This is a genomic window from Paenibacillus sp. FSL R7-0189 (assembly GCF_037969925.1).
GTDB classification, from domain to species: domain Bacteria; phylum Bacillota; class Bacilli; order Paenibacillales; family Paenibacillaceae; genus Paenibacillus_AQ; species Paenibacillus_AQ odorifer.
Map to the genome: position 1 here is coordinate 1739119 of NZ_CP150223.1, position 15625 is coordinate 1754743.

Below are 15625 nucleotides of genomic sequence, written 5' to 3' on the forward strand. Positions count from 1 at the left end.
TTCATATCTTCGCTGACTTTCTTATAATCTATTCAGTTTTGACAGAGGCCACCATATATAATCAGCCCTGCCGACAATCATATCCTGTGAAATAGAGCCGAAGTAACGGCTGTCCTTGCTGGCTGAAGCATGACGGTTATCGCCCATTACAAAATAATTGCCACTTTCCACGGTTAACGCTGCAAAATCCGGATCTTCAATCTCAGTATCGATATAGGGCTCATTCACTATTTTTCCATTTACGTATAACTGATGATTCCGTACCTCTATGATATCTCCAGGTATGCCAATCACTCGCTTCACTAAATACTCCTTATGACTAGGTCCGGTACTTGGATCATGAAGAATGACAACATCACCATGTTTTGGATTTACGAAGAGCAATGAAATTTTATTAATGAAGAGCCTCTCACCCTCCCAGAGCGTTGGCTGCATAGACTGACCTTTAACCGTTGATATATTGAACACAAAAACATTAAGAACAGACATCACAGCAAAAACAATCACAGCTGTAAGCAGCCAATCCTTCATTTCCGAGACCAAACGACCGCCCAGGGTAGTCTTGGATCTGGAGGATCTATGTCTTTGTTTCCTATTTCTCGTGTAATCTACTTGGGGCTCCTGATTCAATATGTCACCTCTGTTCTCAATAATTGAAGTCTATACTTGCAGATATTATAACAATAAAAAAGCATATCTCCCAGCCATTAGCAATGGACTTCTGGAAAATACGCTCGAGTATGAATGAAACAGACTATATCGTCAGCTATAGTTCTTTTTTCTAGAAAATGTTTCCGCTTTCGCAGCTGAGTGATCAAAATTACCCAACAATGCTCAGCTTCCGGACAGATTTGAAGATTTGATTCTCGCTATATCCCATAGCTTCATACAATGGCAAAGCAAAAGAATTATGCTCATCGACGGCTACATAGATACCACTGACTTTACGAGCTTGAAACCTGGATTCCATAGCTGATACCAGACTTCTACCGACTCCTCTGCGGCGATAATCAGGATGTACAGCAATCCGGAAATAACAACCGTGGTTTTTCTCAATTGTACCAATCAGTGCTCCAACAATTTCTTCTTCATCTTCCGCAACTACAATGAGATCTGAATCCCAAGAAAGCTGCCTGGAGAAAGGCTCGATAGTGTTCTCGAAACACTCTTCCGATAATGCGGTTTGCAGCAAATCAGTCACAGGGCTAACGTCGCTTAATTGAAAGGAACGAACGTGCATTCTTTAAAATCTCCCTTGTCTATGGCTTATGAATTTAACAAAAAGAAGGGGTTCCCTTAACATAGAGAAAATAAAAAAAAGCATCAAATATCGAGGAATACCTGCTTTTAAATCTATTAAAGCACACTTTTCTCGTGATATCATCATTTTTCTTTTGAAAGCGCTTAATATCAAGCGTTTACATTTCGGATGGGGTTCATTTCTTCATTAAAAGGGTATTAATAAGGATATATGTCTATAGGTTAGGGACTATTTATTTTAACATTCTAAATACAATTGTAAAACCCTTTCCCTCTCCAATTATACTTTATAAACATTTATGTTTGTTTAGTGTTGCATTATTGGTCTAGATACGGTTTAATTAAAGTATCCTATTGGGCGAAACCCTATAGTACATATTTACAATAAAGGATTTTGACGTTAGTTCGCCAGAATTCTTTATCTATAACAAAATTCTAATATAACTCAGGAGGGATTTTTCCATGGCATTTCAATTACCGGCACTTCCTTATCCGAACAACGCACTCGAACCACACATCGACGCATTGACGATGGAAATTCACCATGACAGACACCATAACACATATGTAACTAATCTGAATGCAGCTTTGGAAAAAGCACCTGAATTGCAAAGCAAAAGCATTGAAGAGCTTCTTACAGATCTGAACGCTGTACCTGAAGCTATCCGTACTGCTGTTCGCAACAATGGTGGCGGACACGCTAACCACACTTTGTTCTGGGAAGTTATCGGACCAAACGGCGGCGGCGCACCAACTGGCGCATTGGCTGAAGCTATCGATAAAGAACTGGGCGGATTCGAAAAATTCAAAGAAGATTTCGCAGCAGCAGCAACTACTCGTTTCGGCAGCGGCTGGGCTTGGCTAGTTGTTAAAGATGGCAAACTGGCAGTAACAAGCACACCTAACCAAGACAACCCAATCAGCGAAGGCGCTACTCCAATCCTCGGACTGGATGTATGGGAGCACGCTTACTACCTGAACTACCAAAACAAACGCCCTGATTACATCAAAGCGTTCTGGAACGTAGTAAACTGGGAAGAAGTTGGCAAACGTTACGAAAGCGCAAAATAAGAAATTCCATTTGGCTTATGCCATTTAACTAAAAAAGAAGGTATCTCAGAGCCGAATAGGCTAAGGGATACCTTCTTTGTTTAGGTTGGAGATAAAGATAAAGATTGATTGATTCAGATCCTCCCAGACACCGCATTTCACGCCGCTTGCGTCGCTTAAATGGATGCGCTGGATCGGTATAGATCAGAATAGATCGGTATAGATGAGAATAAATCGCAATAAATCGCAATAAATCGCAATAAATCTATACTCGGCTTACGAGAATCTGCGTTTGGAGTCGCTGAGCAATAGATTAGGGAATAACTCCCTAAAATTCTGCGATATACTCCATAAACACGAGTAATTAGGGAAATACTCCCTAAAAATTATCCGTTTTGGGCATAAAACCGATATTTTCCCAATTATTAGGGAGGTTTTCCCTAAAATGATCAATTACAAGCCAATTCGACCTATTTTTAGGGAAGAATTCCCTAATTAAGTCTTTACCACTCTCGTAGCTATAGGAACACCAGAAGAATTTAGTTGGAACAAGACTGAACTATAGTCTGAGCCAAATAAACAAATATTTGCTACGAAGAGACTGAAGCATACGACCCTACTTAGGTGCATACGATCCTACTTAGGTGCATACAACCATACTTAAGAGCATACAACCATACTTAGGTGCATACGACCATGCTTAGGTGCATAAGACCCTACTTAGGTGCATACGACCCTACTTAGGTGCATACGACCATACTTAGGTGCATACAACCCTACTTAGGTGCATACGACCATGCTTAGGTGCATACATCAAACTCAGGTTTTGTACATTTAGTAGTTTAGCAACAGAACATGGCGAATCCCCTACTTCTCTAGCTTCGCCCGCTCTTCCTGCTCATCAAAATAAAGGTTCAGTAGCTTCAGAAAAACGTTAGGGAACGCATAGTTAGCCATGTCTTCGCGGCTGATCCAGCGCACTGCTCCGCCGTCCTCTGGACTAGCGTTCCCGTCCTCAAATCTCTCGATAGGCATGCTGCTGTCGATCCCTGAGAACAAGTCCGCTTCCGCGTTGTACACCGCCCGTCCTTCTGCCGCTATCGGCAGCGGAAGGGCGTCCTCTACGCTGCAGCGGTACACCTGCAGCGTCCACACGATATGGCTGAAGATATGCTCAGCAGCCATCCAATGCTTTTCAGGCCGGGCAGAGATCCCGGCCTCCCGCAGTGACCGGCGCAGCCGGTCCAGCGCCGCTGCTTCCGGCAGCCGCGCGCCTTTGGCGCCGCCTTCCACAGGCGGCGCCGGCCAGTGCGGCAGCTCCCACATGCGGGCTAACAGCCCGCTTTGTGGCCGCTGCCGGATGAGCACTTGGCCCGCGTGGGCACCGCGGCCCTCGATTAAGGCCGCCAGCCGCTCCTCAGGGCGCGGCGGCTTGGCCTTGGTCTTGATGGGCAGCGAAGTCTCGCAGCCCGCCAGGCGCGCGGCGCAATGCTCCATCACCGGGCAGGTTAAACAGCGCGGTGACTTAGGAGTGCATACGAGCGCCCCGAGCTCCATCAGGGCCTGATTAAAGGATGCCGCTTCCCCCTCCGGGATCAGTTCAGCTGCCAGGTGCTCCATTTTTACGCGGGTGGGTCCCTTGGCGATATCATCCTCTATCAGGAAGTATCGGGACAACACCCGCATCACATTGCCGTCGACCGCTGGCTCCGGCCGATTGAACGCAATGCTAAGGATAGCCCCTGCCGTATAAGGTCCCACTCCCTTTAAACTGAACACAGCCTCGCGATCATTCGGCACCTGCCCGCCATACAGCTCTTTGACCTGTTTGGCCGCATGCTGTATATTGCGAGCACGAGAATAATAACCTAAGCCTTCCCAGCACTTAAGCACGTCCTCTTCTGGTGCATCGGCGAGCGACTCCACGGTAGGAAACCTTTCGATAAACCGATTGAAATACGGGATTACCGTATCCACCCTTGTCTGCTGCAGCATTATTTCGGAAATCCAAATATAATAAGGATTGCGGTGCCGACGCCAAGGCAAATCCCGTTTCTGCCCTTGATACCACTCCAGCAAATGATAGCTGAAATATTGCTTAGCCTCCTGCAGCTCCTGTTCCTCTTGAACTTGTATATCTTGTTGTGTCATTATAACGCTCCTTGCCCTTCTATAATCAGGGTTCAATTTATGAACCTAGCCCTTCCACGACGGCAAAAGCCGAAGCCAAATCACGGCCATGTGTTATCGTAAGATGAATGTTGTACTTCTGTCCATCTGGAAGATTTAGTCTGCTCCAGGCTTCGCACGATAAAGTCACCTCTGGCTTTCCTTTAGCATCAGGCAATATCTCAATATCCTGAAAACCAACTACATTGCCGATGCCACAGCCTAAAGCCTTCACAACTGCTTCCTTGGCAGCAAAACGCCCGGCTACGAACTCAGCCAACCTCCCGCTTCGCTCTTCAGCAAGTTGATATTCCTGCTCTGTTAAGACGCGCTGGTTAAATTTCTTGCCCAGTCCTCTATTTATTACCTCTGAGATTCGTTCAATTTCTAACACATCATGTCCAATTCCGTAAATCAACACTTCACGCTCCTTATGGACGTGTATCCCATTTTGCTTCAATAATGGTATGATCAATCATATGAAGTATTATTAAAAGTAATAGTCCTGCAAGATTCTTTCTGCTATCTTAAAAGAAAATGCGCTTTAAGTCTAATAAGTCTATCCAGCGACTTCACGATAGACTAGCTGATTTACTTCATTTTTATATATGGAGAGGGGATTACCCTATGAATCATCGTAATTTTGAAATACCTGCCGGTGACGGAGCTGTTCTCCGCTGCTCGCACTTCCCTGCCCAAGGCAAAGCCAAGAGTGTTATTGTTATTGCCCATGGCTACAAAGGTTTTAAAGATTGGGGAATGTTTCCTTACATAGCCACAACTCTCAGCCAGGAGCATGAAGTGATCACTTTTAACTTCTCTCATGCTGGCATCGGGGAAGATCTGCTGCATTTCACTGAGCTTGAGAAGTTCGCCCGCAACACCTATCGCCGTAGCTTAAAGGACATGGAAATCCTGTTATCTTATCTTAGCCAACACCCGAAATTCGGCAGCCTGCCCTTATTCCTTCTCGGCCACAGTCTCGGAGGGGGAATTTGTTTGGTCTACACGCTTGATCATCCCAATGAGATCAGCGGAGTAATCTCCTGGAACGGGGTTACGAAACTCGATTTGCTGACGGAAGAACAAAAGCAGCAGATGAAGGAAACAGGAAGAACCTATGTCCTTAATGGACGTACTGGCCAACAAATGCCGCTGGATGCTGTAATTTTAGAAGATATGGAGAACAACAAAGAACGCTATAACATCCTTGAACGCATACAGAAAGCGTCCTTCCCAGTTGTTCTTATTCAAGGCAGTCAAGATGGAGTACATCTCCGCCAAGGGTCTGAGCATCTCATCAAACTTCGGCCAGATATTAGCTGGGTGCAGGTTCCTGAGGGTAATCATACGTTCAACACTGTGCATCCTTTTGCTGGCACGACTCCGCAATTAGAGCTCGCGATTGCTGCGACAACTAATTTTATCGATCAGACACTTACGCTTACAGAATAATTATTCTTCTTAGTCTATCCAGCTATCCAACTCACAAAAACCGCCACGAGCTCTGCTGCTACGCAGACCCGTGGCGATTTCTAGTTCAACTATTCTAAATCCCCGGAATAACATTACGCTTATGTGCCGTTCTCCGGTAATAATTCTCAAGCTTCTCAGCTACCTCAGGATTAACCTGTTTACCTTCCAGATAGTCGCTGTTATCGTCATAAGTAATGCCCAGCTCGGTTTCATCCGTCTGCCCCGGCCATAAGCCCGCCGTAGGTGCTTTTGTGACAATATCCGCAGGCACACCAATATGTGCAGCCAGCTGACGTACCTGACGTTTATTAAGTGTGGATAGTGGTGTAATATCTACAGCGCCATCGCCCCACTTCGTGTAGAAGCCGGTAATTGCTTCAGAAGCATGATCCGTTCCTACTACAATCAGATTGTTCTCAAAAGCGAGTGCATATTGCATAACCATACGTGTTCTGGCTTTAACATTTCCTTTGCCTTGATGCGTCATATGGCGGTGTTGGCCTATTGATTTCAGACCATGCTCAACTTCAAGGGCAATTTCATTTACAGCTTCCTCAATGTTGGTCTCCACAGTGTGAGTCAGATTAAAAGCTTTAGCAACATCGTAGCTGTGCTCGATATCTTCCTGAACCCCATAAGGCTGGAATACTCCAAGCGTCATATACTCTGTGCCTTTTTCTGCCGACAGCTCGTCCGTAGCCTGTTTACAAAGACCCGCGGCTACCGCACTGTCCACTCCACCACTAATGGCGATCAATAATCCTTTAGCCCCTGCGTTCAGCACGTACGACTTTAAGAAATCAACCCGTTTGCGTGCCTCAACCTCTACATCAATCGTTGGCTTCACGCCAAGATCCGCAATAATTTCCTTCTGTAAACTCACCAAACACACCTCGTTCCATCAGAAATGGTTCCATATCCATCAAAATATCCACTCAAACGAAGCTCATGCTTCTAAGCATATTCTATCCCATTATTGCTCTTATATTTTGAAAAATCCCGCATGCAGCCGATTTGCCGGCTGATGCGAGATTATATGGAATAACTGTTTTTACTGGCACAAACGATTGAAGACTTCTTTCAATTCAGCAGCAATTTCAGCAGCCGAACGATCTTCTACGCCATGACGTTCAATAAAGTGAACGAGTTCTCCATCCTTCATCAGTGCGATGGAAGGTGAGGATGGCGGATAAGGAGCAAAATATTCACGTGCTTTAGCAGTAGCTTCTTTCTCTTGACCTGCAAACACTGTGAACAAGTGATCCGGAGTGATTTCATTTTGCAAAGCCTGAGCTACACCTGGACGACATTGTCCAGCAGCACAACCACAGACCGAATTTACGACTACAAGCGATGTTCCTTTTGCGGTTGGAAGAGTAGCTTCCACCTCTTCTGGAGTCATAAGCTCCTGAAACCCGATACTTGTCAGGTCATCACGCATAGGCTGAATTGAATCTCTCATATATTGATTAAAAGACATGGACATTTCTCTGCACTCTCCTTCACTTTTCAACTGTTTGTCAGATAATATTACAGCAGTACTTACTAACTTTATTATACATTCATACTCTGTGAAAGCAAGAGATGCTGTAGAGGGTGATTCAATCTAAGAGCGAACCCCGCTGGGTTCCTCCTTATCCAATGGGAAGGAGATCGTAAATACCGTCCCCTCTCCTTCTACAGACTCTACATTTATTTTACCGTTGTGCCGCTCCACAATACTTAGGCACAAGGATAAGCCTAGACCTGTTCCCTGAATTTTCGTCGTAAAAAAGGGTAAAAACAACTTCTCGCGTTGACTTTCTGACATACCAACGCCGCTATCGGTGACAATCAACTCCACTTTATCATGAGTACTGCGTGTCTCCAGCGTCAGCACCCCCTTGGGTCCCATAGCCTCCATACCATTACGTCCTAAATTGAGAATAAGCTGCTTGATTTCCCGGACATTTAGTTCCAATTCATACAGTGATGGGCTCAGCTTCAGTTCAACACTTTGACCGCGAAGATTAGCATCAGCCCACAGCAATGGACTAACTTCTTCTATAATATGGTGCAGCAGCACCTTCTCTTTATCAGAAACCCGGCTCTGTGCCAAGGATAAAAAATCATTAATAATACTATTAGCGCGGTCCAGCTCTTCCATCACAATCTGATAATAAGAATCCAATTCTTGAGCACTCTTTTCTCTCATCAGCTGCAAAAAACCCCGAACTACCGCCATAGGATTACGAATCTCATGGGTAATTCCAGCAGCCATCTGCCCGACCAAGCTCAAACGTTCCACATGATCGAGCTCTACACGTAGTTTTTCCTCATTGGTCATATCCTGCACAATAATTACAGCACCACTTGTTACCCCTGAGCTCTTATGCATTAACGGCGCTGAATAAATCTGATAGATGCGCGACTCATGAATCATTTTTTCACTGGAACGCCGTTTAGAGCGGATATTATCACTTACCCGCATATATGCCTGTGTATCCACTGAGCTATGAAAAAACTTTTTTACCGGCTCGTCAATAATATCCTCTTTTCGCAAATTGGGATAATGAGCCCGCATCATTCCTAGCATACAATCATTAAGATCAGTTACAACTCCGTGTTCATCCAGAGACATAATACTCAGAGGGACTACATTGGTAATCTGCTGCAGCTTCTCGGACTCCCACTGGAAACTTTCACTGATATTCTCCATCTGTACTTTATCCTGCAATCTACTTCTAACCATCTCAACATAATATACAAAAATACCACCTAAAGCGATGGTGAAAAACAGATATACCGTAATCAGAAATGCTTGCACGGAATTAGATTCATATATATTTTTCCCGCCTATAATAGGGACTAACGCAATAAATAGCATGCTTGGACAAAGAATCATCCATAACATACCGATCTTCTCAACTACTGTACCTTTCTTAAAAGGTTTGGCCAGTCCAAACAGTAGCGGATATAATAAAATCCCTGAATTCAATATCACATTACTGATTCCTGTAGGCTCCGCGATGATTACATTGCAGATAAGCAAAAAAATGGACAGCAAAATGCCCGAACGGGTAGTTCCATATAAAATACCAATATACGCAGGGATTAATCCTAAATTTAAATAGGCTACACCAAACAAAGTTGTCGAAAGAAGAGAGCACAGGATAAGACTAAACGTACACGCCAAAATCAAAAAGGTCTGATCATTTGGGAGCTTCCCCTTTTTCCGTGTCACAAATCTACGGTCCACCCACCATTGAAAAAGAAAAAGAAAGGAGCATGCTGCCGATATTTGCAATAAGATATCCTTAACCGCACCAATAATTACAATCACACCCCAAAATGGACAAATTACCCTACATGCTTAGATTAAAGCACAGGATTACTCTCCTGACAACGATAATCACCTAATGATTGGACAAGACTGGTTACATGTGAATCAGAATGGTATGATTCCGTTAGGAATACCCGCGGAATAGGCTTCCGTGTCTTAACATGTAAAGGAGTAAAATTTCATGAGCAATTACGATGTGATCGTCATTGGGGGCGGCCCTTCGGGTCTAATGGCAAGCGTGGCCGCTGCAGAACACGGGGCATCCGTTCTGCTAATCGACAAGGGAGCAAAACTAGGCCGAAAGCTCGGAATATCTGGTGGCGGACGCTGCAATGTTACCAACGTCAAGGAAAGAGACGAGCTAATCGCCCATATTCCAGGAAACGGGCGTTTTTTGTATAGTGCCTTCGACCATTTTAATAATCAGGATATCATCGCCTTTTTTGAAGGTTTAGGCATTGCATTAAAAGAAGAAGATAACGGGCGGATGTTTCCCGTTTCCGATAAGGCCTCTAGTGTCGTCTCTGCCTTAATTAGCAAAGTACGGAGTCTAGGCGTACAGATTATGACCGACAGTCCCGTCTCAAGAATAATCTATAACGAAGGGGCTGTTAAGGGAGTCCAACTGAGCTCGGGCAAGACGATCGCCTGCACTGCTGTTATCATCGCTACCGGAGGCAAGTCCGTACCACAGACCGGCTCCACGGGAGATGGTTACCCTTGGGCAGAAGCCGCAGGGCACACGATCACCGAGCTGTTCCCGACAGAGGTGCCGATTCTTTCACGGGAAGAATGGATTAAGTCCGGCGAGCTGCAAGGTCTGTCGTTACGTGATGTGGTCCTTACTGTGTGGAATCCTAAAGGAAAGAAAGTCATCTCTCATCGAGGGGATATGATATTCACCCATTTTGGATTATCAGGACCCATTGCACTGCGGTGCAGCCAATTTCTGAGACAAGTCCAACGTAAATCCGGCACAGATACGGTGGAGATGTCCATCGATCTCTTCCCTGATCTGAACGCACAGGAAGTAGAATCTATGTTGCAGGATAAGCTGGATCAGGAACCAAAGAAAGCGATCCGCAATTCGCTGAAAGGACTGTTGCCAGAACGTCTCATCCCCCTCTTGCTGACTAAAGCTGAATTAGATGGGGATACAACCGGTCATCACGTCTCCAAGAATGGATTGCTTCTATTGGCTGGGATTTTGAAACGCATGCCAGTTTATGTGCATGGCACCCGTTCCCTATCCGAGGCCTTTGTTACCGGCGGTGGGGTAAATCTGAAGGAGATCGATCCCAAAAGAATGGAATCGAAGCTTATGCCGGGGTTATTCTTCTGCGGCGAGGTACTCGATATCCATGGCTATACAGGAGGCTACAATATAACAGCGGCCTTCTCAACAGGATATACAGCAGGCAAACACGCCGCTGACATTCGACTGGGATAATCTCTAGTGCAACGTGAATATCCTCCAAGCAGCTTACTGCTTTGAAAATGGCGGACCGCGCGATTCTCTCATTAATTAGAGAATCGCTCCTCTGTTTTGGGTTCGTTAGCTATGTGGAGCGTCTGGCCTAATCAGCTACTGCGGCTTCGGACCCAGATGACGTTATTTGCGTATTTTTCACCTTATTGGCAAGGTTTCGGACTCCAACGACGCTATTCCTTATAATGAGGCTCATATATGGTGTTTTTCATGGCAATAGCAACTATGGAGTCCGTTAGCATCCCAAAAGTGGAAAAATAGTATGTTTTGGGGCAGCTGTGTCCGATAGGCTAGCTAGGTACCTCATACGTACGTGCGTGCAATAGATCGAATCAAGACAAAAAAAGAAGAGTGCCCCAGCAGCACTTTTACGGCTTATGGGGCACTCTTCCGTTCTATTTATATCTTTATTTCGCTAAGCGAAATGTTCCAAATATTCTAGAGCTAAACAGTGCAACGATATAACCTAGCGGGATGAACAGGATAATCCCAAACCATCCATATAAGGAAATACAGATTAGCGCAGAACAAATGATTGAAAAAGGAAGCAGTAAGATAGGGACCGCACGCAGCCCCGCTTCGGCTTTTTGTTCTTTCGTAAACGGCAGAATTCCGATGTAATCATCTCCCACGAATAACGACCAGAACGACAACAGCCAATTGGTCATGAGGGAAATTAAAACTATAAAACCCAGCCATTTGAACCCTGATGGAATGATAAATATCGCTAGAAGGGACACAGCAGTAAACGATAAGTAGAGCTTTAAATGGGCAGGATTCCGTACAAGTGCCTTAATCGCTGCCGCAGAGAAACGGCTCTCGGCAGTTTTTGATTTTAGCAAAGGCTGTGATTTCCGGAAAATCCACGGCTTATGGCGGGTCGGACGTGGCTTATCCAGTACGCCGCGGAGCAATAGGGCCGCTATTTTCATCCGCTGCTTATAATCTTCACGCACATCGTTCATGAATGTCCCACGCATCACTATACGCCGCTGAAGAGCGATTACCGCTACGACTGCAAAGAGTGCTGCAATCAGCAGCATAAAAACTGGACGGTTGTTCCAAAACGCAGCTGCACGGAAATAAATCCCACAGGGAACGGAGATGGCCAGAAACAGCCACAGCCAGCGCCGCCAGCCTTGCTTTTGTACTTTTACAATATGCCCAAGTAATTTAACGCACCAGCTACATGCCAGAGTTAGAGCGAACAGCGCCCATACCTCGGATGACAGCATTCCATATCCCCGAACCAGGAAAGGTAATAACAGCACAAAAGCTACACAGAACTTCAACGATGTTACGATCAGGCTGTACAGCAACCCGCGAAACATGATCGTATTTATCCATCGCTGCCGTTGTCTTAGAAATAATAGATCCCCTTCCTGCAATAATAGCACCAGTCCACCTCTACAGAGCAGGAGCACTAATAATGAAGGAATCAACATAAACGGCAAATCTGCACTCCAAGCTGGCAGTGCCTCATTCCAGAACCCGTAATATAACCGTCCTCCCAGAAATCCTCCGGGAATCAGTATATATAACAGCACAGTCCAATCGGCTGCCGTACGAATAATAGCAGATTGCTCACGCCAATGAGAAAATAATCGCCGCCAGAATAGCTTTTTGGAGGTAGGAAAAGCAAACCCTCGCTGCTTCTGCTTACTCATGTCAGTTCGTCGAAGCAATCAAACAACGACGCCTCCGGCAGCCCAGCATAATCACGTATATCCTCAAGCGTTCCTGCAGCGGCAACCCTGCCACCCGAGATCAGCACAAAATCATCGCAAATTTTCTCAGCAGTATCCAATACATGCGTAGACATTAATACACCAGCTCCGCGCTGCCGCTCCGCTTCCAGCAGTCGCAGGAAATCTTTAGTGGCCCGAGGATCCAAGCCGATAAAAGGCTCGTCCACAATATAAACATCCGGCTGTACCAAAAAGCCCAGCATCAGCATCATTTTCTGTTTCATACCCTTAGAGAAGCCAGCTGGAAGATCATCACGGACATGATTCATACCGAACTGCTTCAGTAATCTCTCCGCCGTTTCTTGAAACTGCTCATATTTTAGTCCATAAGCAGCAGCAGCCAAATCTAAGTGCTCCCATAAGGTCAGATCCTCATAAAACACCGGCTGCTCCGGTACATAAGCATAGGACTTATTAACTCCATTAAAGGAGACCTTAGCTTTGGTATTCTTAAGCAAACCGAGCAATGTTTTGATTGTAGTACTTTTTCCCGCACCATTTGGTCCGATCAGTCCGAGCAGCTGTCCACGCCGCACCTGAAATGAAATATCGAATATGCATGGGGCACCTGCTTCATAGCCTGCTTCATCGATCTCAACATCGAGTACAATCTCTTCGTCGCTCTCGGTATCCCCTGTTATTTCTACATTCTCCATATTCGCCAACTCCTAAATATTTCTTATAAATATTATTATCGAAATTCCAATCCAGAAAGATAGCTTCTCTAATCGTACTATATATACTTTCTCCAAGGAAGCATACTGATTTTTTCACAGCTAAGAGAACTACTCTTATATTTAAAAAGAAACCTCCCATTAAAGAGAGGTCTGTCCGAGAAGCTCTAGGTTATTTGTTGCTGAAATTCCTTCCTCACGTTTAATTGCCGCTTCATCTCTCCGCTCGATTTTACCACGCAGCATTAACAGCAACACTCCAAGCAGGGCTGTAAGCGTACCAGAGAGAATGAACGCCGGGACAGGTCCTGACGCTGTAACTAAAGCCCCACCGGCTACAGGTCCTAAGATAACAGCCGCACTTGTTAGACTGCCTATAGTTCCAAATACACGGCCCGTGTATTCCGCAGGGGTCCGCTGTTGCAGCATAGAATTGAAGGGAATAAACGCAAGGCCTGCTCCCACACCAGCAAACATAAAAGAACCAAACAAAGCGATGTTCATCCAGAGTCCAGCCTGACCGTGGGCAGTTACAATTCCTGCACTTGAGAAAACAACCCCCATAATTACAGCTCCCAATCCCATGAAGACGAGCGTATGTTTACCACTGCCTATACGGCTTACAAGCAGGGCTGACAGTAAGGTGCCAAGACCACTGGCTGCCACACACCAACCCAGCAGATCTCCGTTCACACCCGGAATTTCCCGGAATAACGTTACAATCTGCGAATCACCAATTTGCAGCATTAGCAGCACTAGCACCAGCATAGCAATCCCGCAAAGCACTACAGGCATTCCCACGATCACCTGCAGACCCGCCGACATTTCTTGGCGAAAAGACTTCCGAGCACCATTCTCCCCTGTGCTATCCTCTGCTGCATCTTTCTTCAGTGCAGCCGCACGCGGCAGTCCTATTAAGATGACCGCCGATAAAATGAAGGTAGCCGAGTCAATCACATAACAAGCGGCAATACCAAATGCGGCAACCAGCAGTCCACCTAGAGCAGGACCTACAATTTTGGTTATTTGTTCAATAGATGAGCTAAGCGCCATGGCTTTATCCATCTGGGCCGCAGGGACAAGCTCCTTGAGCTTTCCGCTTTTGGCTGGTGAAAAGAGTACATCCATGATCCCTTTAGCTACCAACAGGACATATACCTGCCAGAGAGAACCTGCAAATACCAAACAAACAACGATTCCGGCACGAGCTAGATCGGAACCAATCATCAGCGCCTTGCGGTTAAAACGATCACTTAAATAACCTGCAAACGGCCCTCCCAAGAGCAACGGCACAGCCATACATAAAGATATAGCCGTAATTTCCCACGGTGTAGCATTCCATTTAAAACCTACCATTGTCAGTAGCGCTAGTATATGCAACCAGTCTCCCACATTCGATACAAGCTGTGCGGCAATAAGCAGCATAAAGGGCTTATTCGCCGTCAGCTTTCCTTCTTTTGAATCATGAGCCAGCTGTTCCTCCATCTTACTTCACTCCCCGTTACTATTTCTCGATGAAGTAATATTAAAATATTGGAGAACATCAATCATCCGTCTGGAGGCGTAAATAGCGCTTGAACCTAAGGCTGAAATTCTTATCCTTTCAAAGACTGAAATCAAAAAAACCTTCGTTTTTATCGTATTTAAAAAATTGTTTGATTTTTAATAATTAAAAGTGTGCTCATTGTGACAAATCACATGTTCTTCATTCGCTCTTTCACGTATTCTAAGGTTATCTCAAGGTTCGTTGCACAGGTAACCCGTGCACTAATGACTATTGATTGCAAACTGTGCGATGAGTTCACACATGATTAACGATAGAGGGTGGAGAAGCATGATACAATCTTACGAACGTGATACGCAATTAACACTACATTTGTACCGGGTATTTGCCAAGTCTTTTAAGAGCATTAATGAACATGCTGTTACCGGCAGCAAAATTGAAGGTTTTAATCCGACTGCCTTTGCCGTTATGGAAGTGTTGTACTATAAGGGACCACAACCCATTCAACAAATTGGCGCCAAGCTGCTGCTGCAAAGCGGCAACGTTACTTACGTAATCGATAAGCTTGAGGAACGCGGCTATTTGCAGCGTAAGCCTTGTCCGAGCGACCGCCGCGTGATTTTTGCGGAGCTGACTACGGAAGGTGAACGTCTCATGAATGAGATGTATCCGAAATATTCAGAACGCCTGCATCTTGCTTTCAGCGGTCTGAATGATGATGAGAAGGAACAAATGATTGTTCTCCTCAAAAAGATGGGTCTACAAGCTGAGAAGCTGTCCCCTCTTCCCCGTAAGTAAGAGTCCCTTGTTTATGTGTTACAGACAAGCTGTTATTGATTTCTGTTAATGTTAAAAAGAAAACCAATAGGCGATTCTCCGATTTATTTGAGAATCGCCTATTGGTTTTTTTGTTCTGCGCCGGCTTACTTGAGC

At 45.3% G+C, this 15625-nt stretch carries 14 protein-coding genes; 4 read left to right on the forward strand and 10 right to left on the reverse strand.

Annotated features, from left to right (window positions below; all coding sequences use genetic code 11):
• Positions 1-21 precede the first annotated feature (21 nt).
• Both lepB and MKY63_RS07435 read right to left on the reverse strand, forming a co-directional pair.
• On the reverse strand, positions 22-630 hold the full coding sequence (gene lepB / locus MKY63_RS07430) for a signal peptidase I (RefSeq protein ID WP_076101394.1): 609 nt from the start codon (positions 628-630) through the stop codon (positions 22-24).
• Between the two features lie 190 nt (positions 631-820).
• Entirely contained in the window at positions 821-1240 is a 420-nt protein-coding gene (locus MKY63_RS07435) for a GNAT family N-acetyltransferase (RefSeq protein WP_036676822.1), read from the reverse strand.
• Between the two features lie 482 nt (positions 1241-1722).
• Between MKY63_RS07435 and MKY63_RS07440 the strand changes: the two genes are divergently transcribed.
• Complete coding sequence (locus tag MKY63_RS07440) at positions 1723-2331, forward strand: superoxide dismutase (RefSeq protein WP_036676820.1); 609 nt, start codon at positions 1723-1725, stop codon at positions 2329-2331.
• A gap of 846 nt (positions 2332-3177) precedes the next feature.
• Here the strand turns inward: MKY63_RS07440 and mutY are convergent.
• Together mutY and acpS are read right to left on the reverse strand one after the other, a co-directional pair.
• Positions 3178-4461 carry an A/G-specific adenine glycosylase gene (gene mutY / locus MKY63_RS07445; RefSeq protein ID WP_051490937.1) on the reverse strand — a complete coding sequence of 428 codons (1284 nt, stop codon included), beginning with the start codon at positions 4459-4461 and terminating at the stop codon, positions 3178-3180.
• A gap of 37 nt (positions 4462-4498) precedes the next feature.
• Entirely contained in the window at positions 4499-4897 is a 399-nt protein-coding gene (gene acpS / locus MKY63_RS07450) for a holo-ACP synthase (protein WP_036676819.1), read from the reverse strand.
• 209 nt (positions 4898-5106) lie between these two features.
• Between acpS and MKY63_RS07455 the strand changes: the two genes are divergently transcribed.
• The gene (locus tag MKY63_RS07455) at positions 5107-5934 is read left to right on the forward strand and encodes an alpha/beta fold hydrolase (protein WP_036676817.1); all 828 of its coding nucleotides are present in this window, start codon (positions 5107-5109) and stop codon (positions 5932-5934) included.
• Positions 5935-6028: 94 nt separating this feature from the next.
• Here MKY63_RS07455 and nadE read toward each other — a convergent pair whose 3' ends face one another.
• From nadE to MKY63_RS07470, 3 genes are all read right to left on the reverse strand, one after another.
• Positions 6029-6838 carry an ammonia-dependent NAD(+) synthetase gene (gene nadE / locus MKY63_RS07460; RefSeq protein ID WP_036676815.1) on the reverse strand — a complete coding sequence of 270 codons (810 nt, stop codon included), beginning with the start codon at positions 6836-6838 and terminating at the stop codon, positions 6029-6031.
• A gap of 168 nt (positions 6839-7006) precedes the next feature.
• Positions 7007-7441: a BrxA/BrxB family bacilliredoxin gene (locus tag MKY63_RS07465; RefSeq protein ID WP_036676813.1), complete on the reverse strand. Its 435-nt coding sequence runs from the start codon at positions 7439-7441 to the stop codon at positions 7007-7009.
• 120 nt (positions 7442-7561) lie between these two features.
• Positions 7562-9178, reverse strand: coding sequence for an ATP-binding protein (locus MKY63_RS07470; RefSeq protein WP_339812296.1), 1617 nt, complete (start codon positions 9176-9178; stop codon positions 7562-7564).
• A 280-nt stretch (positions 9179-9458) separates the two neighbouring features.
• Here MKY63_RS07470 and MKY63_RS07475 point away from each other — a divergent pair, with 280 nt between their 5' ends.
• Positions 9459-10727, forward strand: a complete 1269-nt coding sequence (locus MKY63_RS07475) for an NAD(P)/FAD-dependent oxidoreductase (RefSeq protein ID WP_036676810.1) — start codon at positions 9459-9461, stop codon at positions 10725-10727.
• 446 nt (positions 10728-11173) lie between these two features.
• Here MKY63_RS07475 and MKY63_RS07480 read toward each other — a convergent pair whose 3' ends face one another.
• The 3 genes from MKY63_RS07480 to MKY63_RS07490 form a co-directional block, all read right to left on the reverse strand.
• Entirely contained in the window at positions 11174-12451 is a 1278-nt protein-coding gene (locus MKY63_RS07480) for an ABC transporter permease (RefSeq protein WP_143767991.1), read from the reverse strand.
• Positions 12430-13170, reverse strand: a complete 741-nt coding sequence (locus tag MKY63_RS07485; RefSeq protein ID WP_036676805.1) for an ABC transporter ATP-binding protein — start codon at positions 13168-13170, stop codon at positions 12430-12432. The genes MKY63_RS07480 and MKY63_RS07485 overlap by 22 nt, the downstream gene beginning before the upstream one ends.
• Before the next feature lie 159 nt (positions 13171-13329).
• The gene (locus MKY63_RS07490) at positions 13330-14673 is read right to left on the reverse strand and encodes an MFS transporter (RefSeq protein ID WP_051490936.1); all 1344 of its coding nucleotides are present in this window, start codon (positions 14671-14673) and stop codon (positions 13330-13332) included.
• A 349-nt stretch (positions 14674-15022) separates the two neighbouring features.
• On the opposite strand from MKY63_RS07490, the gene MKY63_RS07495 reads away from it, so the two are divergent.
• Positions 15023-15490 carry a MarR family transcriptional regulator gene (locus MKY63_RS07495; RefSeq protein ID WP_036676802.1) on the forward strand — a complete coding sequence of 156 codons (468 nt, stop codon included), beginning with the start codon at positions 15023-15025 and terminating at the stop codon, positions 15488-15490.
• Positions 15491-15625: the final 135 nt, after the last annotated feature.

What these genes read in the sequence shown, in the direction of transcription:
- MKY63_RS07435 (WP_036676822.1), bottom strand. Translation starts at nt 1,240, where the DNA reads ATGCACGTTCGTTCCTTTCAATTAAGCGACGTTAGCCCTGTGACTGAT.
- MKY63_RS07440 (WP_036676820.1), top strand. Translation starts at nt 1,723, where the DNA reads ATGGCATTTCAATTACCGGCACTTCCTTATCCGAACAACGCACTCGAA.
- mutY (WP_051490937.1), bottom strand. Translation starts at nt 4,461, where the DNA reads ATGACACAACAAGATATACAAGTTCAAGAGGAACAGGAGCTGCAGGAG.
- MKY63_RS07455 (WP_036676817.1), top strand. Translation starts at nt 5,107, where the DNA reads ATGAATCATCGTAATTTTGAAATACCTGCCGGTGACGGAGCTGTTCTC.
- MKY63_RS07465 (WP_036676813.1), bottom strand. Translation starts at nt 7,441, where the DNA reads ATGTCCATGTCTTTTAATCAATATATGAGAGATTCAATTCAGCCTATG.
- MKY63_RS07475 (WP_036676810.1), top strand. Translation starts at nt 9,459, where the DNA reads ATGAGCAATTACGATGTGATCGTCATTGGGGGCGGCCCTTCGGGTCTA.
- MKY63_RS07485 (WP_036676805.1), bottom strand. Translation starts at nt 13,170, where the DNA reads ATGGAGAATGTAGAAATAACAGGGGATACCGAGAGCGACGAAGAGATT.
- MKY63_RS07490 (WP_051490936.1), bottom strand. Translation starts at nt 14,673, where the DNA reads ATGGAGGAACAGCTGGCTCATGATTCAAAAGAAGGAAAGCTGACGGCG.
- MKY63_RS07495 (WP_036676802.1), top strand. Translation starts at nt 15,023, where the DNA reads ATGATACAATCTTACGAACGTGATACGCAATTAACACTACATTTGTAC.